Source organism: Erwinia sp. PME.40.26/001 (genome assembly GCF_055556675.1).
The window spans coordinates 913,793-937,112 of record NZ_JBVHNP010000001.1 but is presented as its reverse complement, the minus strand read 5'-3'; the positions used below and the strand labels follow the sequence as shown (position 1 = coordinate 937,112).

Annotated in this window: 20 protein-coding genes; 10 read left to right on the top strand and 10 right to left on the bottom strand. The window is 58.0% G+C overall.

Features of this window, described 5'->3' with window-relative positions:
- Positions 1–31: 31 nt before the first annotated feature.
- The 3 genes from ghrA to ACZ3HG_RS04645 are packed head-to-tail and all read left to right on the top strand — an operon-like array spanning position 32 to position 2,325.
- Positions 32–970 (top strand): glyoxylate/hydroxypyruvate reductase GhrA, encoded by a 939-nt coding sequence (gene ghrA, locus ACZ3HG_RS04655; RefSeq protein WP_191932639.1) that lies wholly within the window; start codon positions 32–34, stop codon positions 968–970.
- Between the two features lie 17 nt (positions 971–987).
- On the top strand, positions 988–1,725 hold the full coding sequence (locus ACZ3HG_RS04650; protein WP_191932638.1) for a phosphatase: 738 nt from the start codon (positions 988–990) through the stop codon (positions 1,723–1,725).
- A gap of 36 nt (positions 1,726–1,761) precedes the next feature.
- Positions 1,762–2,325, top strand: a complete 564-nt coding sequence (locus ACZ3HG_RS04645) for a TorD/DmsD family molecular chaperone (RefSeq protein ID WP_191935782.1) — start codon at positions 1,762–1,764, stop codon at positions 2,323–2,325.
- Between the two features lie 72 nt (positions 2,326–2,397).
- Here ACZ3HG_RS04645 and ACZ3HG_RS04640 read toward each other — a convergent pair whose 3' ends face one another.
- Both ACZ3HG_RS04640 and ACZ3HG_RS04635 read right to left on the bottom strand, forming a co-directional pair.
- The gene (locus ACZ3HG_RS04640) at positions 2,398–3,768 is read right to left on the bottom strand and encodes a CoA transferase (protein WP_465332031.1); all 1,371 of its coding nucleotides are present in this window, start codon (positions 3,766–3,768) and stop codon (positions 2,398–2,400) included.
- A gap of 21 nt (positions 3,769–3,789) precedes the next feature.
- Positions 3,790–4,701: an EamA family transporter gene (locus tag ACZ3HG_RS04635; RefSeq protein WP_191932635.1), complete on the bottom strand. Its 912-nt coding sequence runs from the start codon at positions 4,699–4,701 to the stop codon at positions 3,790–3,792.
- Positions 4,702–4,920: 219 nt separating this feature from the next.
- Between ACZ3HG_RS04635 and ACZ3HG_RS04630 the strand changes: the two genes are divergently transcribed.
- Positions 4,921–5,649: a glutamine amidotransferase gene (locus ACZ3HG_RS04630; protein ID WP_465332574.1), complete on the top strand. Its 729-nt coding sequence runs from the start codon at positions 4,921–4,923 to the stop codon at positions 5,647–5,649.
- A gap of 205 nt (positions 5,650–5,854) precedes the next feature.
- Complete coding sequence (gene exaC / locus ACZ3HG_RS04625) at positions 5,855–7,375, top strand: acetaldehyde dehydrogenase ExaC (RefSeq protein WP_191933109.1); 1,521 nt, start codon at positions 5,855–5,857, stop codon at positions 7,373–7,375.
- Positions 7,376–7,418: 43 nt separating this feature from the next.
- Here exaC and ACZ3HG_RS04620 read toward each other — a convergent pair whose 3' ends face one another.
- Positions 7,419–9,599, bottom strand: a complete 2,181-nt coding sequence (locus ACZ3HG_RS04620) for a putative bifunctional diguanylate cyclase/phosphodiesterase (RefSeq protein WP_465332029.1) — start codon at positions 9,597–9,599, stop codon at positions 7,419–7,421.
- 923 nt (positions 9,600–10,522) lie between these two features.
- Between ACZ3HG_RS04620 and ACZ3HG_RS04615 the strand changes: the two genes are divergently transcribed.
- Positions 10,523–11,494, top strand: coding sequence for a glycosyltransferase family 2 protein (locus ACZ3HG_RS04615; protein ID WP_465332027.1), 972 nt, complete (start codon positions 10,523–10,525; stop codon positions 11,492–11,494).
- Positions 11,495–11,522: 28 nt separating this feature from the next.
- Positions 11,523–12,821 (top strand): flippase, encoded by a 1,299-nt coding sequence (locus tag ACZ3HG_RS04610; RefSeq protein WP_191932631.1) that lies wholly within the window; start codon positions 11,523–11,525, stop codon positions 12,819–12,821.
- Between the two features lie 9 nt (positions 12,822–12,830).
- Here the strand turns inward: ACZ3HG_RS04610 and ACZ3HG_RS04605 are convergent, their stop codons facing one another.
- A complete protein-coding gene (locus tag ACZ3HG_RS04605; RefSeq protein ID WP_191932630.1) occupies positions 12,831–14,165 on the bottom strand; it encodes a cation:proton antiporter in 1,335 nt (444 codons plus the stop codon).
- Between the two features lie 167 nt (positions 14,166–14,332).
- Complete coding sequence (locus ACZ3HG_RS04600) at positions 14,333–14,893, bottom strand: NADPH-dependent FMN reductase (protein ID WP_191935787.1); 561 nt, start codon at positions 14,891–14,893, stop codon at positions 14,333–14,335.
- 238 nt (positions 14,894–15,131) lie between these two features.
- Here ACZ3HG_RS04600 and hemB point away from each other — a divergent pair, with 238 nt between their 5' ends.
- Positions 15,132–16,112, top strand: a complete 981-nt coding sequence (gene hemB, locus ACZ3HG_RS04595) for a porphobilinogen synthase (protein ID WP_191932628.1) — start codon at positions 15,132–15,134, stop codon at positions 16,110–16,112.
- 85 nt (positions 16,113–16,197) lie between these two features.
- Here hemB and ACZ3HG_RS04590 read toward each other — a convergent pair whose 3' ends face one another.
- Both ACZ3HG_RS04590 and ACZ3HG_RS04585 read right to left on the bottom strand, forming a co-directional pair.
- Positions 16,198–16,500, bottom strand: coding sequence for an EthD family reductase (locus tag ACZ3HG_RS04590; RefSeq protein ID WP_191932627.1), 303 nt, complete (start codon positions 16,498–16,500; stop codon positions 16,198–16,200).
- 77 nt (positions 16,501–16,577) lie between these two features.
- Entirely contained in the window at positions 16,578–17,171 is a 594-nt protein-coding gene (locus ACZ3HG_RS04585; protein WP_244633608.1) for a TetR/AcrR family transcriptional regulator, read from the bottom strand.
- Between the two features lie 92 nt (positions 17,172–17,263).
- Here ACZ3HG_RS04585 and ACZ3HG_RS04580 point away from each other — a divergent pair, with 92 nt between their 5' ends.
- The gene (locus tag ACZ3HG_RS04580) at positions 17,264–18,157 is read left to right on the top strand and encodes an ABC transporter six-transmembrane domain-containing protein (protein ID WP_465332024.1); all 894 of its coding nucleotides are present in this window, start codon (positions 17,264–17,266) and stop codon (positions 18,155–18,157) included.
- Between the two features lie 4 nt (positions 18,158–18,161).
- Here the strand turns inward: ACZ3HG_RS04580 and malI are convergent, their stop codons facing one another.
- The 3 genes from malI to ACZ3HG_RS04565 all read right to left on the bottom strand — a co-directional run bounded on the left by malI (position 18,162) and on the right by ACZ3HG_RS04565 (position 21,656).
- Complete coding sequence (gene malI / locus ACZ3HG_RS04575; RefSeq protein WP_191932625.1) at positions 18,162–19,178, bottom strand: Mal regulon transcriptional regulator MalI; 1,017 nt, start codon at positions 19,176–19,178, stop codon at positions 18,162–18,164.
- Between the two features lie 59 nt (positions 19,179–19,237).
- A complete protein-coding gene (locus ACZ3HG_RS04570) occupies positions 19,238–20,737 on the bottom strand; it encodes a PTS transporter subunit EIIC (RefSeq protein ID WP_191932624.1) in 1,500 nt (499 codons plus the stop codon).
- Between the two features lie 187 nt (positions 20,738–20,924).
- Positions 20,925–21,656, bottom strand: coding sequence for a YoaK family protein (locus ACZ3HG_RS04565; RefSeq protein ID WP_191932623.1), 732 nt, complete (start codon positions 21,654–21,656; stop codon positions 20,925–20,927).
- Between the two features lie 371 nt (positions 21,657–22,027).
- Here ACZ3HG_RS04565 and ACZ3HG_RS04560 point away from each other — a divergent pair, with 371 nt between their 5' ends.
- Positions 22,028–23,251 carry an HD-GYP domain-containing protein gene (locus ACZ3HG_RS04560; protein ID WP_191935789.1) on the top strand — a complete coding sequence of 408 codons (1,224 nt, stop codon included), beginning with the start codon at positions 22,028–22,030 and terminating at the stop codon, positions 23,249–23,251.
- Positions 23,252–23,320: the final 69 nt, after the last annotated feature.

The following is a 23,320-nucleotide window of genomic DNA, read 5'->3' as shown; positions in this document are numbered from 1 at the left end:
CTACCATAAACAGAAAAACAGGAGAAAAAACGTGGATATCATTTTTTATCATCCGTTCTTTAAGGCAGAAACCTGGATCAACGGATTGCAGCAGCGGTTACCCCATGCCCGGATCCGCCCGTGGCAGCCCGGTGACAACGCCCCGGCTGATTACGCGCTGGTGCGCCAGCCGCCGGTGGAGATGCTGGCGGGGCGCAAGCTGAAAGCCGTATTTGCGCTAGGGGCAGGGGTGGACGATATCCTTGGTCAGCTGCGGGAAAATCCCGATATGCTGTCGCCGGGCGTGCCGCTGTTCCGCCTGGAGGATACCGGCATGGGCCGTCAGATGCAGGAGTACGCCGTGTATCACGTGCTCGGCTGGTTCCGCCGCTTTCCTGAATATCAGAAACAGAAAAATGAAACGCTCTGGCACCCTCTGCCTAACCGCAGCCGCAGTGATTTCTCCATCGGCATTCTGGGGGCCGGGGTGCTGGGCCGTAGCGTGGCGCAGAGCCTGCTGGCGTGGGACTTTCCGGTTAGCTGCTGGAGTCGCTCACCCAAGCAGATCGATGGCGTCACCAGCTTCCACGGGGAGGCGGGGCTGGGCGCGTTTCTTTCTTCCACCCGGGTCCTGATTAACCTGCTGCCAAATACGCCCCAGACGGCAGGTATTCTGAACCGGGCGCTTCTCAGCCAGCTGCAACCCGGCGCATTCCTGCTGAACCTGGCGCGCGGGGCGCATCTGGTGGAGGCCGATCTGCTGGCAGCGATGGAGGCCGGAGAGGTCAGCGCCGCCGCGCTGGACGTCTTTAACCATGAGCCGCTCCCGGCGGAACATGCGTTCTGGTCGCATCCGGATATCGCCATCACGCCGCATAATGCGGCTGTAACCTTACCCGACGAAGCTATGGACTACATTGCGCAGGCGGTACTGCGATGCGAGCGTGGCGAAATGCCACCGGGGCGCGTGGATATCAGCCGTGGCTATTAAATAAAAGGAGAGAACTCATGTACCCCGTTGACCTGCATATGCACACCGTCGCCAGTACCCATGCCTACAGTACGCTACGTGACTACGTTTTACAGGCACAGACCTGTGGCGTAAAGCTGCTGGCGATCACCGACCACGGCCCGGATATGGCCGATGCCCCGCACTACTGGCACTTCGTTAATATGAAAGTCTGGCCGCGCGTGGTCGACGGCGTTGGCATCCTGCGCGGCATTGAGGCGAATATTAAAAATGTTCAGGGCGAGATAGACTGCAGCGGGCCGATGCTGGACTCGATTGATATTATCGTTGCCGGCTTCCACGAACCGGTGCTGGCCCCGCAGGATAAGGCGACCAATACCGCAGCGATGATCGCTACGATGGCGAACGGTCTGGTGCATATCATCAGCCACCCGGGCAACCCGAAATACCCGATCGACATTCAGGCGGTGGCCGAAGCCGCCGCGAAGTACGACGTGGCGCTGGAGCTGAATAACTCCTCCTTTACCACCTCCCGCCTCGGGAGTGAACCGAACTGCCGCGCGGTGGCCGCTGCGGTGCGCGACGCCGGGGGACGCCTGGCCCTGGGCTCGGATTCGCACACCGCATTCACCCTCGGTAACTTCGATCACTGCCTGCGCATTATGCGCGAGGTGGATTTTCCCGAGGATCGCGTGTTAAATGTCACGCCGCGCCGCCTGCTGGACTTTTTAACCCTGCGCACCGGCAGAAAGATTCCCGAATTTGCTGATATGTGACACTGTCACACATAACCCCTAACGGAACTGAAAGACATGAATGAGTTTTCCATCATCTGCCGCATTCTGGGCTCGCTGTATAATCGCCAGCCTCAGGACCCGCTGCTGGTGCCGCTGTTCACCCTTCTGCGTGAAGGAAAGTTACAGCAGCACTGGCCGCTGGAGCAGGATGAGCTGTTAACCCGCCTGCAGCAGCACAGCGATCCCGCTCTGCTGGCCGCTGATTACAATGCGCTGTTTGTCGGGCCTGAATGCAAGGTGTCGCCGTATGCGTCGCAGTGGGAGAATGGCCCGCAGGAGGCTGATGTCCGCGCCTTCCTCGGCCAGCGTGGAATGCCACTGACCGACGCGCCTGCCGACCATATTGGCGCGCTGCTGCTGGCCGCGTCCTGGCTGGAAGATCAGTCAGAAGAGGATGAGAGTCAGGCGCAGATCCAGCTGTTTGATCATTTCCTGATGCCGTGGGTAGGTGCCTTCCTCGGCAAGGTTGAGGCGCATGCAGAAACGGCGTTTTACCGCACGCTTGCCGCCATCAGCCGTGAGGCCATCCAGGCGATGCGTGACGAGCTGGAAGATGAGGCACAGGGCACGCCGGAATAACGGCTGTTGTGCGCATTAAACAGGCCGCTCCTCACCGGGGCGGCCTTTTTTTATCCGTCAGCCGGTCGGACATCAGCGCCAGGCGGGCGGGGCGGAGCCGAACGGGGAAGGGGCGCGGGACCAGGCCAGCGGGGTGCCGGGCAGCCAGAACGGCGAGCGCAGCCGGTAGCTGATACCCCATGGAGAAATCAGCGCCTCCGGGTCGTCGTCCTGCGGCAGGCGCGGCCCGAGACCGGCAGGCCGTGCGTCCTGCGGATAAGGCGCATCGGTCAGCAGGCAGGCGGTACGCGCCAGCGACAGGCGGGCGGTAAAACCGGTGCCGTGCAGCAGACGCTGACGTAATCCCTCCAGCACGGCGGCGGCCATCATATAGCCGGTTGCGTGATCCAGCGCCTGCACCGGCAGCGGCACGGGGGCATCACTGCCCTGCCACAGGCGGCCGCGCCCGGCGATGCCGCAGGCCATCTGCACCAGGCTGTCAAATCCGCGCCGGTCGCGCCAGGGGCCGGTCCAGCCCCAGGCGTTCAGGCTGACCTCTACCAGCCCCGGCTTCCGCTGCTGCAGCGCCTCGCTGTCATAACCCAGCTGGCTCAGTGCATCAGCGCGGTAGCCGTGAACCAGCACATCGCTCTGGCTGAGTAACTGCTCAAACTGGCGGCGGCCGTCGGCGGTTTTCAGATCGAGGCGGGCACAGCGTTTTCCGGGGGTGATCTCTTCCTCCAGGGAAGGTTCCTGCCAGCCGGGTGGGTCAATGCGCAGCACCTCTGCCCCCAGCCCGGCCAGAAATCGGGTGGCCACCGGACCGGCAATAATCCGCGTCAGGTCAAGCACGCGCACGCCGAGCAGCGGGCGTGCCGCCGGCAGACGCCACGCCGGGGCCGGGCCGCAGGCCTGCAGCGTTTGTGCGATCAGCGATTCCCGGCTGACGCTCTGCCCCTGTGGATGCTGCTGCCATTCGCTGTAACTACGCAGGGCGGCGGCGCAGCCGCCTGCATCCACCACTGCCTGTTCCAGATCGCTTTTATTCCATGTGGCTACGGCGGCAGCCAGCCGCGGACGGCTGGCGTGTCGGCCCAATACCTGCTCCATCGCCGCCCGGTGATGCGGGGCGTTAGTGTGCAGGCGCAGCCAGCCGTCCGCCGTGGCGTAGTCCCCGGCAAAAGGATCCCACAGGGGCGGGGACGGGCGGTTAACCGGGCGCAGAGCCTGCTGAAACCAGCGCGAGGCCAGCGTGCCGTCGACCGTCACGGTAGCTGCCGCCCCGATCAGGCTGGCGGTAGCCTGCGCGGCGAGGCCGACGCTGGTGGCAGCCAGTTCGCTGACCGGGTAAGCGGAGACCAGTGCCCGCTCGCCGGTGAAGCGGAGTTCAGGCAGGGGCGTGCTGCTGTTACGCAGCCCGTGCCACAGCTGTTGCCACAGGGCAGTGGTCAGGCGATGATCCATTCGGCTCTCCTTGGTCGTTGGTCAGGAACGGGGGCCTGTTTTCCGCTGACGGTCAAAGCGAAAGCGTGACAGACGGGCGTGCATCTTCAGATTGCGCAGGTTAATCACCGCAATGGCCGTCCCGGCAATCACCAGCAGCGCGCCGATAGCCTTGTAGCCGTTCATACTGTCCCCCAGCACCACCACGCCCATGATAACGGCCAGCACCGGGGTGAGCAGTGAGTAAGGCATAATCAGGTTGACGTTGTAGTGTTTCAGCAGGCTGTACCACAGGGAGTACGCCACGATGGACGAGCCAATGGCGCTGAACAGAATGCCAAACCAGCCCCGCCATGAAGAGTGTAGCAGCAGATGAAGCTGATCTGATTCGGTCATCCACGAGGCAAGAGCCACCAGCGGAATGGCAAAAAACGACAGCCAGCCGGTAAGGGTTAACGGGCTGATGGGCGGTGATTTTTTAACAATCAGATTACTGATTGCCCAGCCAAAGGCGCTAAGGATCAGCATCAGGAATATCCAGATGTTAGGGATGGTCGGGCTGCCTGCCAGCACCACCACGCCGCTTAGGGACAGGGCGATGCCTGCCAGCTGGATCAGGCGGAGCTTCTCTTTCAGGATCACCATGGCCAGCAGCATAGCGATTGGGGTTCCCAGCTGGACGATCACCGCCGCGGTGCCGGCATCGGTATACTTCAGGCTGACAAACAGCAGGGAAAAGTGCATAAAACCGAAGGTGAAACCCAGCGGCATCAGATACCAGAGCTGCTGACGGGTGATGCGAGTGAAGGGCACCAGAATCAGGGCCACCACCACAAAGCGCAGGGTAATCATCAGCAGGGGCGGCAGGTCGAGCAGCCCCCATTTAATGGCGATGTTATTAAAGGCCCAGATAGACACCACCAGCAAAATCAGTAAAAAATGACGCAAAGCCACCGCAAAGTCCTTAGCAAACGAAGTAGTCCTGATAATCATGGCATGAAAACCGCCGGATGAGGCGCGGAACTGCACAGTTTTTTCGCCGCCGGTGGCGCAGAGGCGGGCGGGAAGCCGGTGGGTTATCAAGACAATACAAGAAAATGTTATGAGACAGCGCGGCGGTAAGCTGCCATGATCGTCGCCGGGGTAAGCGGCCCCGCAGCGATCTGAGGACAGATTACGATGACAGCGAGACTTCCTTTAGCCATTATTCAGCTTGAATCACCGCCCGGGGCGGTCAGCGCGCGCGTCGGCGAGCAGGCGCAGTGGTTTGTGGCGGCACTGGAGCTGTCAGCCAGTGACTATATTGTCGTCCGTCCGGATCGGGGGGAGGCTCTGCCCGATGTGCACGCGATTTCTGCCGCCATCCTCAGCGGCTCCTGGGCGATGGTGACCGATCGCGCCGACTGGAGTGAGCGAACGGCGGCCTGGGTGCGGCATGCCGTAGCAGAGCAGCTGCCGCTGCTGGGCGTCTGTTACGGACATCAGCTGATGTCTTATGCCCTGGGGGGCAACGTCGGGGATAACCCGGCGGGTTGGGAACGGGGGGCAGTAAGGGTGACAGGGGATGCGGGGATGCGGCAGGACCCGCTGCTGTCGGCACTTCCCGATCGGTTCACCGCCTGGCTGTCACACCGCCAGTCGGTACTGACGCCGCCGGTGGGCGCGCAGGTGCTGGCCCGTTCGCCGCAGGACGGCTGTCAGATTATCCGCTATAGCGCCCAGGCGCTGTCGGTGCAGTTTCATCCCGAATTCACCCCTGAGATTATGACCGCCTGCCTGCAGAACAGCCTGAGTGAGGTTGAGGTTGCCCGCCTGATGACGGCGCAGCCGGTACCGCAGTGGCCGGCCCGGTTATTAGGTGATTTCTGGCAGCAGGTGCAGCCCGTCGCTCAGCGGGCGTGATGCTGCGGCCCTGCCGTGCGCCTGCGGCAGTGGCCCTGTGCGCTGCCTCACAGCGCTGGGCTAAAATGCCGTTTTCCTTTCGATGCCGTCACAGTTTACGGCCCGGCAATCTGACATGCTCACCGTTATTGATAATGTTAATAATGAGTTATTTTATTGTTAACATTTAGTTCGCCACGGCGATTTCTTTAACAGGAGAGCGATGATGCGCTATGTATATCCGGGCAGTAAAGAGTCTCTGATTACCCTGCAGTCACAGTATGGTAACTACATCAACGGCGAGTTTACGCCGCCGGTTAACGGCACCTGGTTTACCAACACCTCACCGGTCAATGGGTCGGTAATTGGCGACTTTCCGCGCTCCGATAAAGATGACGTGGAAAAGGCGCTGGATGCTGCGCACGCCGCCGCTGACGCGTGGGGAAAAACGTCGGTCCAGTCCCGATCTCTCACGCTGCTGAAAATTGCTGACCGTCTGGAGCAGAATCTGGAGATGCTGGCGGTCAATGAGACCTGGGATAACGGCAAACCGGTGCGCGAAACGCTGGCGGCCGATCTGCCGCTGGCCGTGGATCACTTCCGCTATTTTGCTGGCTGCCTGCGTGCCCAGGAGGGGACGGCAGCGGAGATTGATGAGTTTACTGCGGCTTATCATTTTCATGAACCGCTGGGCGTGGTGGCACAGATTATTCCCTGGAACTTCCCGCTGCTGATGGCCGCGTGGAAGCTGGCACCGGCGCTGGCCGCAGGCAACTGCGTGGTACTGAAACCGGCCGAGCAGACCCCGCTGTCGATCACGCTGTTCGTCGGGCTGATCGGCGACCTGCTGCCTGCAGGCGTACTGAATGTCATCCACGGCTTCGGGCGCGAAGCCGGGGAGGCGCTGGCCTCTCACCCGCGCATTGCCAAAGTGGCCTTTACCGGCTCAACCGCAACCGGCGGGCATATCCTTGAGCTGGCGGCAAAAAATCTGATCCCGTCTACCGTTGAGCTGGGCGGGAAGTCACCGAACATTTTCTTTGAAGATATTATGCAGGCGGAGCCGTCATTTATTGAAAAAGCGGCAGAAGGCGTGGTGCTGGGCTTTCTCAATCAGGGGGAAGTCTGTACCTGTCCATCACGCGCGCTGGTACAGGCGTCGATTTATGAACCCTTTATGGCTGCGGTGATGAAACGGGTCAAAACCATCAGGCGCGGCGACCCGATGGATACCGATACCATGGTGGGCGCACAGGCTTCGCAGCAGCAGTTTGACAAAATCCTCTCTTATCTTGAGATTGCGCAGAACGAGGGGGCGGAAATCCTCACCGGCGGCGGCGTAGAAAAACTGGAAGGTGATCTGGCTGGTGGATATTACATCCAGCCGACCCTGCTGAAGGGAAATAACAGCATGCGCGTGTTTCAGGAGGAGATCTTCGGGCCGGTAGTGGGGATTACCACTTTCAACGATGAAGCAGAAGCCATCGCCATGGCCAACGACTCCATCTACGGCCTGGGAGCGGGGGTGTGGACGCGCGATATTAACCGTGCCTATCGCGTAGGGCGCGCCATTAAGGCAGGGCGCGTGTGGACCAACTGCTATCACCTCTATCCGGCGCATGCCGCCTTCGGGGGCTACAAGAAATCAGGGATTGGCCGCGAAACGCATAAAATGATGCTCGATCACTATCAACAGACTAAAAACCTGCTGATCAGCTACAGCATCGAACCGCTCGGCTTCTTCTGATATCGCGGGCCGGAACGCCGGCCCGTTTCATTCCCGACCTGATTCAGCTGGCTTCTCGCGGGTTAACCAGCCCGGCTATCTGCTCCCGGGGAACCGCCTCAGAGAACAGATAGCCCTGGAGATGGTTACACCCGGCCCGGGCGAGGGCTTTCATCTGCCCGCGATTTTCCACTCCTTCAGCTGTAACCGTCAGGCCCATCGCATGCCCCAGTCTGACGACGGATTCGATAACTGCGGCGGCGTTACCGCTCATACCCAGCGACTGGGTAAAGGAGCGATCAATTTTGATCTTATCCACGGAAAAATGGCTGAGATAATTCAGGCTGGAGTAGCCGGTACCGAAGTCATCCAGCGCAATACGAAAGCCTGCCGCCCGCAGGCCGTCGATGATGCCTTTTGCCCTCTTTTCATCGTCAATTAGCACGCCCTCGGTGATTTCCAGTTCGATACGTGAAGGGGAAACCTGCTCTTTACTGACGATAGCCCTGATACGCTCAACGAAGCCGGGCGCGCGGAACTGCAGCGGAGAGACGTTAACGGCGAGGGTCAGGTCGGGCCACTGGCGCGCTGTCTGGCAGGCTTCGCGCAGTACCCATTCTCCCAGCGGGGCGATAATCCCCATCTCTTCGGCAATGGGGATAAACTCGGTAGGGGAAATCATGCCCTGCACCGGATGCTGCCAGCGCACCAGTGCCTCAAAGCCGACGATCCGCTGTCCGCTGATCTCTACCAGCGGCTGGTAATGCACGCTGAGATCGCGTCGGGTTTGCAACGCCAGCCGCAGGTCAGCGCCAATTTGCTGGCGCGTTTTCAGTGATTCATCCATGACGTGTTCAAATATCCGGTACTGTCCGCGTCCCTGATTTTTTGCCTCATACAGCGCAATGTCAGCTTTACGCAGCATCTCCATGCGCTCGGTGGCGTCGTCGGGGGCCAGCACCACGCCAATGCTGACGCCGATCCAGGTCTCATTGCCCAGCAGCGTAAAGGGGCGGTTCAGTGCGTCAATAATGCGCTGGCAGAGCAGATGCGTTTCCCGTGAGGTGGTGATGTCTTGCTGAATAATGACAAACTCATCGCCGCCCAGGCGGCCTACTGTATCGCGATGGCGTACCAGCCCGTTCAGACGGTGCGCCACTTCGACGATCAGCTCATCCCCGGCCTGATGACCATAGGTATCATTAATCGTTTTAAAGCGGTCAAGATCCAGCAGCAGCAGGGCCAGTTTCTCCTGCTGGCGGGGCAGATGCACCAGCGCCTGGTTAAGCCGCTCATCCACCAGCGCCCGGTTTGGCAGCCCGGTGAGGACATCGTGAAAAGCGAGGTGCTGTGCCTGGGCTTCGCTGGCACCCAGCTGCAGCAGGGAGTCGGAAAGCCGCATGGAGGAGAGCCACAGCCGCCGGATCATCACCACAGAGATCAGCACAATCACCAACAGGACCAGCGCCATGGCCGGTGCAAGAACCTCAAGCATGCGGGTTCCGGGGCGGTCTGCCGTCCATGCCAGACTGCCGATGGGGACTCCCTGCGGCGTCTTCAAAGTAAAATAGCCAGGGGTGCCTGCCGGGACGACCCGGGGTGTAAAACGCAGATCGTGGAGCAGACCGCGCCGGGCGAGGGATTGCAGCCAGTCGCTGTCCAACCGGCGGATACTGAGCATGGAATACGTGCCTCTGTCGGCTGCGTCAGCGCTGATTTCACCCAGCGTCACGATGGCAGGGGCGTCATCAATCAGGACAAAACCTGTCCGGTCGCTGCGGGCAGTCCCGGGGCTGTGGCGATGTGTCAGGCTCTGCTGGAAGGGACGTACCGCATAGGCGACGTGGGCAAAGCGATCAGGCGGAACGTTACGTCCATCCTCCCACAGATAGACGGGGTGTCCGCTGGCATCCAGCAGGTAGATCAGCTGATGGTCAAACATACCGGACAGCCAGGCCCCGACGTTTTCATTCAGCCAGCCCAGATCGTGCGGCGTCTGTGCCAGGCGCTCTGCCAGCGGCGGCCAGTGGGTGAGGCTGCGCTGCTGCTTCTGCATCCCGGCAACACTGTGCGACAAGGCACTGTCAACGATCTGCTGCTGCTGACGGGTTTCATCCTGGTTAGCCCGTGATGTGGCCCACAGCAGCGTGGAAATACCTGCAGCGGACGTCAGCAGTAAAACAAAGGTCAGGGGTATCAACACGTCTTTAATGAAATGATGACGGAAACTGTCAGAAATCTTCATATTTTAATCGCCCGGATGGATCGTTTCTGTCGCCTGAATTCTGTAAAAGGCTAGCACAAATGCCTGACAGCAGGGCCTGGTGGACGATCGGGCTTTGATGCAGTTCTGATTTCTGACTTTTTTTGGTTAGCAGGGGTTAACTTATCAGGAGCTTTTATCACTCACGCCGGAAACGACCACAGAATGTTACGAACAGTAATAAATACCAACGCGCCTGGCGGAATATTCACCGAAAGGATGAAAAAGTAAGCGATTGACCCGTTCCGCCGATAAAGAGGGCGGGAGTCAGTAGCGTGGCCGCTGGCGGGGTCGGAAGGTGACTTTTTCAGAGGGTTAACCATTTTTTCAATCAGAGTGGTCTGCTTTTTCAGCCTGCCGCGTGCCGGCCAGCAGGGGCACAACGCGGCAGGCTGAAAAAGCAAACGTAAACAGCTATTTCAGCGTTGTTCACCCCGCCGTTCTTTGCTGAATGCCGGGTATATCGCTAACATCACGTTTTTCATCACTATTCCCCGCGCTGCCGGTTAAATACAGGTGCTGTTCATTAAGAAAATCCCTGGGGAGGGGTTACAGAATGACATTTATTTTTCAGCGATTTCTCTCGATCTCACCGGCCGTTGATTCATTGTTCATCTTCGTGCGCTGTCAGAATTAAATCAACAGGCAAAAACAAGGAACATTAAGATTAAATTAAGAGCCTGTAAATAATTGGTGTTAAATAAAGTGGTGTTTACTGTTCGTTTAATTTTATTTTTTCTGAATATTTATTTGTGTCATTTTATATCTTGTTTAAATTTCTCTTATGAAATTTTCCCCAAGAGGTAAGTTTTATCCTAAACGCTATGCCGGGCGTCACCCGTCGTTGTTTTTTATTATTTTCTGGTGTTAATTAAAACCAAATCTGAAATGGCGAGACGAATGTGATGACGCGAAAACTGCTGTCAGTAATTATCCCTGCGTATAACGTAGAGAATTATATTGTTGAATGTGTCGATTCACTGCTGGCACAAATACCAGCGCCAAATGAATTAATTATTGTTAATGACGGTTCGACCGATAATACGCTGGCCCTCATTCAGGCACGCTTTGGTAATGACCCACGGGTCAGGATCGTCAGCGTGGAAAATGGCGGAGCGGGACGGGCACGTGACCACGGCATTCACCTCGCCAGCGGAGAGTATGTTTTCAGTTGTGATCCGGATGATGTTGTTTGTGAAGGCTTTTATACGGAGTTTTCCGCACGGGTGGTGCAGTATCCTGCACTGGAGTTGTTCTGTTTTAACTCGGAGATTTTCACCGATGGCAACCCGGACGACAGCTGGCCGAAAGTACAGCATACGCTGTCGGGACTGTCCTCTTCGCAAACCGTATTTCGCCATCTGCTGCGCAAGGGGGCCTACACCTCGGCCAGCTGGAATTATGTTCTGAAAAAAGAAATCATAGACAGATTTAATTTGAAATATATAGAGCGGGTTCATGAGGACCATTGTTACACGCTCGACGCTTTTCTGCGGACCCGAGTCGCGTTTGTCAGTGAAAATGTCTATTACCGGCAGCGGCTGCGTCGCGGGTCGTTAACCCAGGGGGTTAAAACGGAAGGGTATTTCCGTCATCGTTATGATGCTTTTATACAGTCCTATGAAAAAATGATTAAACTGACGGCTGATCTCGACGACCGCAGCGAGTTACGACGCTTATATCTTATTCACTCCTTTAAGCTGATGATCCACCTGTCGCTTTCCAGCGGAAGGTCCGTGCCGCAATATGTGCATCACGCCATTGATTATTTCGGGAAAAATCTGAAACCAGGGGGGGCAGCCAACTGGCTGCTGTTAAGACGGCCGGAATTGTACTCTAATCTGCTCAGGATAAAGCGGAGTCTACGCAAAGCATGAAGGGATTTTTTTTAAAGGTCAGGGGCTGATGGCTAAAGTAATCGATAAAACGCTGTTAATTAATGTACTGTCGCTGCTGGCGTATCGCGGTGCCTCATTTATCATTCCACTGGCAACGCTGCCTTATCTGGCTCGCGTTCTCGGCGTTGAACATATGGGGCTGCTGGCGCTGGGGTTAGCCTGCGTGATGTACTGCAGCACGATCTCTGACTGGGGATTTAACATTTATACCACCAAGGATATTGCCCAGCATCGGGACGATAAGCAACGCGTTACCCAGCTATTCTGGTCGACATTCAATGCCAAACTGCTGCTGGGGACCGCATCGCTGGCGGTGCTGCTGGTCGTCACCTGGCTTAATCCCGCCTGGCACGCGCTGTTCTTTATTGCCCTTGCTAACTCTACGGTGCTGTACGGGCAGCTGCTCTCTTTTGGCTGGCTGATGCAGGGCTTTGAAAAGCTCGGTAAAACCGCAGTGATTTCCACCGTCGGGCAGCTGACGTCAATCCCGCTGACCTTTTTGCTGGTCAAATCACCCGAGGATACGTGGCTGGCGGCGCTGGTGCCCGGTGTGGTGGCGTTTGTCACGGCGATCATTACGCTGACTTTTGTGGTCAAAATGCGCGTGATCGGGGCGTATCGCTTCGAACCCGGGGAGATCCTGCAGCGCACGAAAGACAGCCTGCACGTCTTTATGTCTATTCTGGGGGCCAACCTCTTCAACAACATCAACGTGCTGATCCTGGCCAGCATGACCAACACCTATATGGTGGGGCTCTACAACGGGTCCGATCGTCTGAAGAAGGCCGCGAACTCGGTGCCGGAACAGATCGGTAATGCTTTCTTCCCGCGAGTCAGCCATCTTTTTCATAAGGATCGCGCCGCTGCGGTCGCGGCCACGCGTAAAAGCATCAGCCTGTCGTTCGGTCTGAGCGTATTTATCGTGGTCTTCACCTTCTTCTTCGCGGACTTTGTCGTACGGCTGCTGCTTGGCCCGGCGTTTCATGAGTCAGCGGATGTGCTGCGTATTGCCGTGTGCGGCTTTATCTTCGGTAACATCAGCTACCCGGCAGGCCTGCAGATCCTTATCCCGCATGGCCTGGCAAAGCAGCGTATGTATCTGATGTTTATCGTCGGTGCCGCGAACATTCCGTTCTGCTGCCTGATGGCGTGGAAGTTTGGTGCAATCGGCGCGGCCTGTGCGCTGGTGTTCTCAGAGGTGCTGGTGTTTATCGGCATTATTTACCTGCTGGTGAAACACAACATTCTGAAAACCTACCTGACCCGGCCTGCGGCTTATCAGCGTCCGGGCAACGAACAGGCGTGACCGACGGCGTCACTTCCGCTGCAGGCGGGACTGACGCCAGTTCATTAACGGCGTGACGGAGATGCCGTGCACCACCACGCTGGCCACGATCAGTGTAAAGGCCATATCGGCCATGCGCGCGGCGTCGGCACCCGCCAGACCGTGCGTATAGGCCCAGGCAATATAGTTTATGCTGCCGATACCGCGGATCCCCAGCCAGCCGATAGTGGCCCGCTGCAGGGCAGGAGCCGGCGTGCCGACGGTAGACAGCCACACCGACAGAGGGCGAATGGCAAAAAACAGCAGCGCGGCCATCCACAGCCCGGTGGTGTTCCAGTGCTGTGCCAGCGTTACCCCCAGAACAATAATGATCGCCGCCGCAAACAGGCGTTCAATGGTGTCGCCAAAAGAGAGCGCATCGCTGACCACCAGCCCCGCCGAGCGCGCCGGATGGGTCTGGTCGGTCTGATGGCGCGCATTAGGGTTTACCAGCTCCTCCGCAGGGGGATGGTAGTCACTCTCCTGGAACTCTTCTGTCGGGAAATGCCGCACCACGCGCATCTCGGCGCGACGCAGGCCGACACCTGCCGCAAAGGCCGACAGAAAACCGGAGGCATCCAGCGACTGCGCAATGGCGTAGCTGAGGGCGATCAGCGCCAGCGCCAGGAAGTCATTGGGGGCGACATCCTGATGCGTGTGTCTCAGATGTGAGGCGTACTGACCAATCAGCCTGCCCAGCCCAAAACCGATGGCGCTGCCGCCTGCCACCGCCCACAGGACATCCTTCAGCGCCCAGTGGCTGATAAACGACCAGGACATCTCTGCACCGCCGGCGAGCAGGGCCACCGCCAGCATCAGCAGCGGCAGGGCGGTGCCGTCGTTCAGCCCGGCCTCGCTGGAAAGTGAGACGCGCAGGTTATCGTCGTCGCGGGCGTCGTTAACCGAGATCAGGCTGGCCAGCACCGGGTCGGTCGGCGCAACGATGGCGCCAAACGCCAGCGACAGCGGCCAGGAGAAACCGACCAGAAAATGCGTGGCCAGCGTCACGCCTGCCACCGTCAGCAGCATGGCGGGAAACGCCAGCCGCACCCCCATTCGCCAGCCCGGGCTGTTCAGGGGCAGGCGCAGCTTGAGTCCGGTGATAAACAGTGAGGCGGCCATGGCAATTTCCGTCAGATTTTTTGCCAGATGCGCGTGGGCGGCGATATCAATCCGCAGCAGGTCCAGTACCCAGGGGCCGCAGAGGATCCCGGCAATCAGATAAAGTGCGAACGAAGTGACCGGGCCACGACTTATCCAGCCTGAGGCCAGCGACATCAGTAACAGCAGCCCGCCGGTGGCCGCCGTCCAGCCAAGAAATCCCATTTTTTCTCCCGTTATGATTAGGCCGTGTTTAATTTTCTCCTGTACAGGATAGATAACTTATTACTGATAATGGGGAGATATGTGCGCGAGTGCAGCGGCGTACAGAAAAATAAGGCGGGGGCGGGTATTCGCTCCGGCAGGCTGTTGCCTGCCTGCCGGAGGGGAAATTAGCGGCGGGCTTCCTGAGCCAGGGCGGCCAGCTGCGCCGTCAGGTGCTGACGGGTACTTTCATCGGTGACGTTGGCACTGTCTGCATCAATCCGGCTGGTGGCCTGACCGATCATAATCTCCGGCTTGTTCAGCACCCGTGCATTCAGGAAAACCAGGCTCTGCCGCAGGTGATACTGGGCGCGCGCACCGCCAATCATCCCCGGTGAGGCACTCTGGATCGCCACGGGTTTATCGGCAAACGGGTTGTCCGGCAGACGTGACAGCCAGTCGATGGCGTTTTTTAGCGCGCCGGGTACGGAGTAGTTATATTCCGGCGTGACAATAATCACTCCGTCCGCAGCCGCAATCGCTTTACCCATTGCCAGCACGGCAGGCGGGAAGCCTTCGGCCTGAATATCGGCGTCGTAATGGGGGAAGTCGGCAACCGACCCCAGGGCGTGGATCTCAACGCCTTCGGGTGCCAGCGCGGGCAGGTTACTGGCGACAACGGCATTCAGGGAGGCCTTGCGCAGGCTGCCCAGCAGGGTGACGAAGGTTAACGTCGCGTGTTCAGACATGGGGTTTCCTTATGGATAAAAAGAAAAAGTCCCCCTTATAAAGCGCTATCTACGGCGCGCTTTCAAGTGAGTCCTGTGCGTGCAACCGCGAAAAATGAATCATTCTGTGCCGGGGAGGGCTGCCGGTATCGCGCAGGCATTGTCATCCTGCGCCCGGAGGTATACTGTTAGCGCACTATTCATATTTATCATCGCCGGTGCCGTTGACCGGTGTATGACCCGCTAAACAGAGGTTGTTTTGTCCAGCTATTCTCCAGTCCAGCGCCCACGACGCCTGCGTCAGTCTGCATCTCTCCGCTCCCTGTTTCAGGAAAGTTCCCTCAGCCTGAACGATCTGGCTCTGCCGATCTTTGTTGAGGAAGGACTTGATGACTATAAGCCTATCGCCGCCATGCCGGGGGTGATGCGCATCCCTGAAAAACGTCTGGCATATGAAATTGAGCGCATTGCCAGAGCGGGTGTGCGGTCGGTGATGACCTTTGGCATCTCTCACCATACCGATGCAGACGGCAGTGACACCTGGAATGAGAACGGGCTGGTGGCGCGCATGTCGCGCATCTGCAAGGAAACCGTGCCGGAAATGATCGTGATGTCCGACACCTGTTTCTGTGAATATACCAGCCACGGCCACTGCGGCGTGCTGCACGACCACGGGGTGGATAATGATGCCACGCTGATTAACCTTGGCCGTCAGGCAGTGGTTGCCGCTGCAGCGGGTGCCGACTTTATTGCCCCGTCAGCGGCAATGGATGGTCAGGTCGCGGCGATCCGCCACGCGCTGGATGCCGCAGGCTTTACCGACACGGCAATCATGTCCTACTCCACCAAGTTTGCTTCCTCCTTCTATGGCCCGTTCCGTGAAGCCGCTGGCACCTCGCTGAAGGGCGATCGGAAAACTTACCAGATGAACCCGATGAACCGCCGCGAAGCCATTCGCGAGTCACTGATCGACGAAGCGGAAGGGGCGGATGCGCTGATGGTGAAACCGGCAGGCGCATACCTGGATATTCTGCGCGACGTGCGTGAGCGCACTCAGCTTCCGCTGGCGGCGTATCAGGTGAGCGGGGAGTATGCGATGATTAAATTTGGTGCGCAGGCGGGAGCCATCAGTGAGATTGACGTCGCGCTGGAAAGCCTGGGGTCGATTAAACGGGCCGGAGCCGATATTATTTTCAGCTATTTCGCTCTGGATCTGGCCGAAAAGAATATCCTTTCCTGAGGGGGGGGGCTGGCCGGGACACCGGTCCAGCCCGGCACACGCCACGGTGGGCAGCGGAGGTGAACACCCGGCTGCCCGCTGCGCTTTAATTAACGCGTAACACTTCAGACACCAGCTTCTGCGACTCCACATTAGTAAAATTAGCCACATCCGCTGCAAACTCTGCACCATGTTCTGCTATCACTTTGTCGAATGTCGCCCTGTCCGGGCAGTAAATATGGCAGGCCGCGATATACGGCATATTGCTGTCGAGCGGCGTATCAATTTCATACTGCTGACAGGCAGCGCCCATGCGTGACTGGATCAGCGGCAGATGGACGTCGCGATAATAGTCATGGTCGAAATGAGCGCCTGGCTGGCGCGGGTAAAGTACGCTGAATTTGATCACGGGTCTTCCTCTGATGGGGAGTGGTTAAAAAGGCGAGTATAGCGAACGGCAGCCGGGGCGGGTTAGCGCAACGAGCGCTAGCGGGCGGGTGAGGTTCTCAGGGCCAGAGCGATAAAGGCCTCAATATCCTGCATCACTGCCTGATGAGCCTCTGGGTTGGGGGAGACAATCAGCTGGTCGGCATAGCCGTTGAGCATGGCGCTCAGCTGGCGCGTCACCCGCTCCGGTGCCGGGCTGAAAAAAGCCCGATCCTCAATACCCTGGTGGATAATGCTGCCCAGCAGGCGGTGCCACTGTTCCATCATCGACTGGGCGATCGCGGCCCACTCACCATCGTGAATGGCCAGCTGCCACAGCGAACTGTAAAGCTGCCAGGCGGCATCGGCTGCGGCAGGCAGATAACCAGCAACAAACGCGGTCAGCCGCTGTTCTGCCGTCAGGCCTGTGATGCTGGCGGCAAACGCTTCCCGATCCTGCTGTAAGTAGAGGGCCATCGCCTCTTTACTCAGCATTTCCCAGTCGCGGAAATAATGGTAGATGTGGCTGCGTGAGATGCCAAGGTGCTCGGTCAGCTCGCGCGTGGTCACTTTTTCAATGCCTTTTTCCATAAACAGCGCGATCGCGCCCTGCAGAATTCTGGCTTTCAGCGCTTCCCGGGTTTCTTTCATCATTTGCCCTGCGTTGACTTTGAGCAAGCGCTCAAATAGACTGGATTTCAGTTTTGAGCAACCGCTCAAACGCAATCCTACCAGAATTGAGCCTCATGCAAACCTGTAAATTACCGGGAACCGTCGCGGTTGCCGGCAGTGCCGTCGCCACCCTGAAAAGGCTGGGTCGCCGCCACAGTCGTAAACTGGTCATCACCTTACTGCTGGTGGTGGCCGAAAATGTAACCTATCTGCTTTATCCGCTGCTGGCGGGTTTTGCCATTAATGCCACGCTGAATGCCCAGCCGCTGCACGCCCTGCTGTATGCCCTGATGGTGATGGTAATGTGGGCGATCGGCGCGGCCAGGCGCAGCGTGGATACCCGCACCTTTGCGCGTATTTATGCCGAACTGGCGGTGCCGGTGATCCTGCAGCAGCGGGAGGATCGGCATACCCACTCCACTATTGCGGCGCGCGTGGCGCTGTCGCGTGAATTCGTCGACTTCTTTGAAAAACACCTGCCGGTACTGATCACCAGCGTGGCGTCAATCAGTGGGGCGGCGGTGATGCTGCTGGTTATCGAATTCTGGACGGGGGTGGCCTGCCTGGTCATTCTGCTGTTTTTCTCATTTTTCCTGCGCAGCTATACGAATAAAAATGAGCGCCTGTTTGGACGACTGAATAACCGCCTGGAGCGGGAAGTGCGTTTTGTCAGCCATGCCAACACCCCTTCGCTGATCCGACACTACCGCGTGCTGGCAGGGCTGCGCATCCGCCTGTCCGATCGCGAAGCGCTGGGCTATTTGTCGATTGGCGTGATGGTAGCGCTGCTGTTTGGCCTGACCCTGATGCACATGGCCCGCAGCGGAGGGAACGACGCCGGACATATCTATTCGGTAATGACCTATATGTGGATGTTTGCCATGAGCCTGGACGATGGTCCGCAGCTGCTGGAGAAGTACTCCCAGCTGAAGGACATTGGCAAACGGGTGAATACCGGACGGCTGTAAGCGTCTAGCCGGACTCTCTCAGCACCAGCTCACCCGACACCACTATGCGCTGGGGTGGGAGCGCGTTCTGCCCGATTTTACGCAGGATCAGCGCGGCGGCCTGGCGGCCGGTTTCATCGCTGGCCGACGACACATAGGTAAAGGAAGGGGAGCTGAGGTTGATCTGCAACATATCTTCGAACCCGAGCAGCGAGACCTGCTGAGTCAGAAACACGTCTTTGCCGACGGTACGACCCACCTGATGAATACCGTTCAGGCAGCCAATGATCGCATGAGAAGAGTGGCACAGCAGGGCGGTGATCTTATTATTGCTCTCCAGCAGCCGCCGGGTTGCCAGGCGTGCTGCATCTGTCTCCTCCCGGCAGGCGGGTGTGAACTCTTCCTTATAGACCAGACCATAATGCTGCAGGGCCATACGGTAGCCCGCCAGCCGCTGGTCGCGGATCAGGTCGTTTTCCTCACCGCCGATATAGGCGATATTACGGTGGCCGCGCTCGATCAGATAGCGGGTCGCCTGCGCAGCGGCCTGGCGGTTGTCGCGCATTACCAGATCGTACTGCCCCTCGATCATCGCCTGAGAAACGGTCACCAGCGGCAGCGCACAGTGGCGAACCGCCCCGGGCAGGGTTTGCCGGGTAACGCTGCTGGTCAGGTAGATCACCCCGGCAACCCCCTGACGGGTGAACGAGAGCAGACACTGTTCCAGCCGGGCCTCATCATCCTGCGGATGTGCCAGAAAAACCATATAACCCTGCTGCTCCAGCGCCTGGACAATGCTGGTGATCACTCTCAGATTAAAGGTGTCGCTGAAGTCGCGGACAATCAGGCCAATCAGATTTGAGGTGCTGGCACGCAGGTTAGCTGCGGCCACGTTGTGTACGTAGCCCAGTTCAGCGATAGCGGCCTGGACCTTTTCAATGGTCTGCGTTGAGATCTTCCCTTTTTGGCGCAGCACCAGCGACACCGTGGAAACGGAAACACCGGCCTGTTTTGCCACATCAACAATGCTGACCTTCTTCATTGTATTCCTTGTAAAAAAATCGTCTCCCGTAGCATACAGGAGACGATAATTTGTGCCAGCTAGCGCCCGGTCACTGGGGCCATCTGTTGCGCAATAAACTGTGCTCTGGCCCCGAAGATTATCTGGATGCCATTATCCCCGACAAACACCACCCCGCGTGCGCCGAGGTGGTAAAGCCCGTCTTTGTCCACCAGTTCACTGTTTTCAACTTCCAGCCGCAGGCGCGTGATGCAGGCACCCACGCTGCTGATATTATGACTGCCACCCAGCAGACCGGTGATCTCGCTGGCCAGCTCTGCATCGCTTTTGTCACCGGCATTCGCCGTGATATCTGTGCGCCCCGGTGTTTTAACGTCAAAGCGGCGGATCACAAAGCGGAACACGACGTAGTAGATGGCCGCCATCGGCACGCCCACGATCACCGCGCTGAGATAGTGAGTCTGGAAGCCGTTAAAGGAAGGCAGGATGCCAAACGAGATATAGTCGATCAACCCGGCAGAAAATGACTTGGCAATATGCGCATCCAGCAGGTACATGCACATATAGGAGAGGCCCGCCATGATGGCGTTAAAGACATACAGGATCGGTGCCACAAAGATAAAGGTGAACTCTACCGGCTCTGTGATCCCGGTCAGGAAGCAGGTCAGCGCCGCCGAAAACAGGATACCTGAAGCGATTTTTTTGTTTTTGGTGTTGGCTTCATGGTACATCGCCAGACAGGCGGCTGGCAGGGCGAAGAGCATCAGCGGGAACTCACCCTGCATAAACTTACCGGCGTTCTGGTAGGTATTGCTGCTAAAGGATTTGGTGCCTTCTTCCAGCATTTTGAACCAGATGGTCTGATCGCCGTGAATAACCTGTCCGGCCTGGGTGGTGTAGTCACCGAAGGAGTACCAGAAAGAGGGGTACCAGATGTGGTGCAGCCCAAGAGGGATCAGCGCACGCTCGACCAGACCGAAGATAAAGGTCGACAGCGCCTGATTATCGCCGTTCACCACCACCGACAGCGCATCAATGCCGGCCTGAATATGCTGCCAGATGTGTGGCAGTACCAGCCCGAGCAGGAAAGAGAGGAAGGCGGTGGCAATGGCGACAAAGCGTTTACCAGAGAAGAAGCCGAGAAACTCAGGCAGCTGCAGTGTATGAAAACGGTTATAGCACCAGGCCGCCAGCACGCCACAAATCAGCCCGCCGAACACCCCCATCTGTAAGGTGGGTATGCCGATAACCATCGCGTATTTCCCACCGCTGGCCGCCATTTCCGGGGTGATTTGCATCACGGTGCCGATGGTCATATTGGTGATCAGGACGGACACGGTGGCGGCCAGAGCGGCAATGCCGGATTCAGACGCCAGGCCGACGGCAGAGCCGACGGCAAAAAGCAGCGGCAGGTTATCAAAGATCACACCGCCGGCATTCATCATCAGTGGCAGATGAAACTTATCCCCGAACGCCAGCAGCAGGCCCGCCGCTGGCAGCAGTGAGATCGGCAACATCAGCGCACGGCCAATCATTGATAATCTGGAAAGCGATTTAAAGAACCCGGTAAAAAAACGCATAGTGTCTCCCGCTGGGACAGAGTTTTAAGAGTAAAAGGGCAGGTGTGGTGCAAGTAGAACGTTTTAGTAGAACGTTCTACCTATAGTTATTGAGCGGGTTTACTTACGCAACGAAAATGTCACATTGGGTCAGATCAAATTGTTATTTTATGACGCAGCTCCGAAAAGAGCCGCGTCATAACAGGGATCAGCCGCGCGCCAGCTTAACGGTAAGCGCCACCGCGCCAAGGGCAATGATCACCAGAAATGCGCCGACGGCAATCATGGAACCGAAACCAAACTGATTAAACAGCATCAGGCCCGCGATGCCGCCGGTCAGGAAGGAAAAGATGGTGATCAGGTGGGTGATAAACTGTTTGCGCTGCGCGCTGACCTGTTTTGACGGGTCGTGGCGGAAGAGCACGGCCAGTAAAGAGCCGAGCGCAATGCCCGCATCCGTCAGCGTGCCGGTAATATGGGTGGAACGCACGCGCCCATTGGAGAGCTGAGTAGAAGTGGCGTTATGGATCCCCATTAAAAACCCGAGGAAGACGATCACTTCACGGTTATTAGCTGAAGAGTAGTACAGCAGTTCAAAGGCTGACATCGCTATCAGCAGAATCCCCTCCACCAGCAGGATAAGACTGAAGATGGTGCGTATATTTTGCCGGATACCGACAATCACCAGCAGGCGTGCGCTGACGCAGCCGCTGACAAACGCAACGATCATGGACAGCAGAAACGTCATATCCCGGATATCCACGCTGGACACCTCCGAGGAGAGCTGCGACGTATTCCCTGACATATGGGACGGAAAAATGCCAAAGGCCCCCAGCGCCATCGCATTCAGCAGTCCGGCGCTGGTGGCCAGCACCAGCGCCAGGTAGCGATCTTCCGTATGCCGGCGCTGGCGTTTTCTTTTTATCATCATGTCTAACATTGGTATCAGGCCCCCTGAGAAAAATGACGGCGCGTCCGTCAGACCGCCGCCCTGGTGTTCAGGCAATGTAGCGCATCAGCGCGCAGCCTGTGGCTTCCATCAGCGATTTTTCCCTGATTCCAGACGGCTCCGAACGTGACGGTGAAGTTTCGTCTGCTTTATTCAGTTTCTGTCAGCCGAACCGGCACGCTGGCGCGGTATTCCACCGCCTGATCCGGGCCACACATCAGTTCTGAAGACGTGACCGTGGGCACATCTGGCGTCAATGCAGGCCGATAATCCGCCGTTTCACGTCAGCATCCCGCAGGTTTTTTGATCATCTGCCGATAGTGATCAGGGAATGGAATTCATACTGTCAGGGGGAGAACCGGATGATCATCAGTATTGCAGTGAATGAACTGCAGACAGGGATGTTTTTGCACAAGCTGGACGTGTTCTGGCTTAAGCATCCGCTGGTACACAATGAGATGCTGCTGACCGAGACGCGCCAGGTGCGGGCCATTCAGGAAAGCGGCGTGCGCGAGGTATGGATTGACCTGTCTCGCGGACGGGCCCCTGAGCTGTGCATCATGGCGGAGGAGGGGACACCACCGTCAGATCCTGACCCCACGGTCGCGTACGTTTCGCCGTCTGCAGACGCAGACAGTGCAGTGACCATGCACAGTGAAATGGCCCAGGCGCAAAAAATCTGCCTGGCGGCCAGGGGCCCGGTGATGACCATGTTTGGCGATGCCCGGCTCGGGAAGACGATTGATGCGCGAAGCACCGTTCCGCTGGTGAACGATATTGCCGGTTCGCTTAATCGTCATCCGGCGGCGCTACTCAGCGTGGTGCGCCTGAAGTCCCATGACGATTACACCTATCTTCACTCGGTAGCGGTGTGTGCGCTGATGCTGTCGCTGGCCGATCAGCTGGAACTGGACGAAGCGCAGAAGAAAAGGGCGGGAATGGCAGGTCTGCTTCATGACGTCGGTAAAGCGGCGATTCCGCTGGCCATCCTGAATAAACCCGGCAGGCTGACGGAGGAGGAGTTCGATCTGATGAAGTATCACCCGGTGGCCGGTGCAGAGATTTTACGGCGCAGCGGAGCCGAAGATGACCTGCAGGATGTTGCGATGCATCATCATGAAAAGGTGAACGGCAGCGGATATCCCCATGGATTGCGCGCCGGGGCAATTACCCTGCTGTCGCGGATGGCCGCGATCTGCGACGTCTACGATGCCGTAACCTCCGACCGGCCCTACAAGGCAGGGTGGAATCCGGCCAGCGCCATGCACCAGATGGCCAGCTGGCCCGGGCATTTTGACCGTAAACTGCTCTACGCGTTTGTGAAAGCCGTCGGTATCTATCCGGTCGGATCGCTGGTCCGCCTCTCCTCCGGGCGGCTCGGGGTGGTGACGGAACCCGGGGAGCACTCGTTACTGCAGCCTAAAATCTGCGTTTTCTTTTCACTGAACAGCGGGAAGCGGCTGACGCCACATATTATCGATCTCGCCAGTCTCTACTGTGAAGATCATATTATCGGCCCGGAAGAGGCCAACCACTGGCCGGATATTGATGTGAATTCTCTGTGGCAGCAGCCAGTTAGCGCATGATTTCTGGCAGGTTCTGGAAACCCCGCTATACTTTAGGCTGATGTTGTCTGCACTGAGGGCTGACGCTGC

What these genes read in the sequence shown, in the direction of transcription:
- ACZ3HG_RS04650 (WP_191932638.1), top strand. Translation starts at nt 988, where the DNA reads ATGTACCCCGTTGACCTGCATATGCACACCGTCGCCAGTACCCATGCC.
- ACZ3HG_RS04605 (WP_191932630.1), bottom strand. Translation starts at nt 14,165, where the DNA reads ATGGGATTTCTTGGCTGGACGGCGGCCACCGGCGGGCTGCTGTTACTG.
- ACZ3HG_RS04565 (WP_191932623.1), bottom strand. Translation starts at nt 21,656, where the DNA reads ATGTTAGACATGATGATAAAAAGAAAACGCCAGCGCCGGCATACGGAA.
- ACZ3HG_RS04560 (WP_191935789.1), top strand. Translation starts at nt 22,028, where the DNA reads ATGATCATCAGTATTGCAGTGAATGAACTGCAGACAGGGATGTTTTTG.
- ACZ3HG_RS04645 (WP_191935782.1), top strand. Translation starts at nt 1,762, where the DNA reads ATGAATGAGTTTTCCATCATCTGCCGCATTCTGGGCTCGCTGTATAAT.
- malI (WP_191932625.1), bottom strand. Translation starts at nt 19,178, where the DNA reads ATGAAGAAGGTCAGCATTGTTGATGTGGCAAAACAGGCCGGTGTTTCC.
- ACZ3HG_RS04610 (WP_191932631.1), top strand. Translation starts at nt 11,523, where the DNA reads ATGGCTAAAGTAATCGATAAAACGCTGTTAATTAATGTACTGTCGCTG.
- ACZ3HG_RS04585 (WP_244633608.1), bottom strand. Translation starts at nt 17,171, where the DNA reads ATGATGAAAGAAACCCGGGAAGCGCTGAAAGCCAGAATTCTGCAGGGC.
- exaC (WP_191933109.1), top strand. Translation starts at nt 5,855, where the DNA reads ATGCGCTATGTATATCCGGGCAGTAAAGAGTCTCTGATTACCCTGCAG.
- ACZ3HG_RS04580 (WP_465332024.1), top strand. Translation starts at nt 17,264, where the DNA reads ATGCAAACCTGTAAATTACCGGGAACCGTCGCGGTTGCCGGCAGTGCC.
- ACZ3HG_RS04615 (WP_465332027.1), top strand. Translation starts at nt 10,523, where the DNA reads ATGACGCGAAAACTGCTGTCAGTAATTATCCCTGCGTATAACGTAGAG.
- ACZ3HG_RS04600 (WP_191935787.1), bottom strand. Translation starts at nt 14,893, where the DNA reads ATGTCTGAACACGCGACGTTAACCTTCGTCACCCTGCTGGGCAGCCTG.
- ACZ3HG_RS04570 (WP_191932624.1), bottom strand. Translation starts at nt 20,737, where the DNA reads ATGCGTTTTTTTACCGGGTTCTTTAAATCGCTTTCCAGATTATCAATG.
- ACZ3HG_RS04620 (WP_465332029.1), bottom strand. Translation starts at nt 9,599, where the DNA reads ATGAAGATTTCTGACAGTTTCCGTCATCATTTCATTAAAGACGTGTTG.
- ACZ3HG_RS04640 (WP_465332031.1), bottom strand. Translation starts at nt 3,768, where the DNA reads ATGGATCATCGCCTGACCACTGCCCTGTGGCAACAGCTGTGGCACGGG.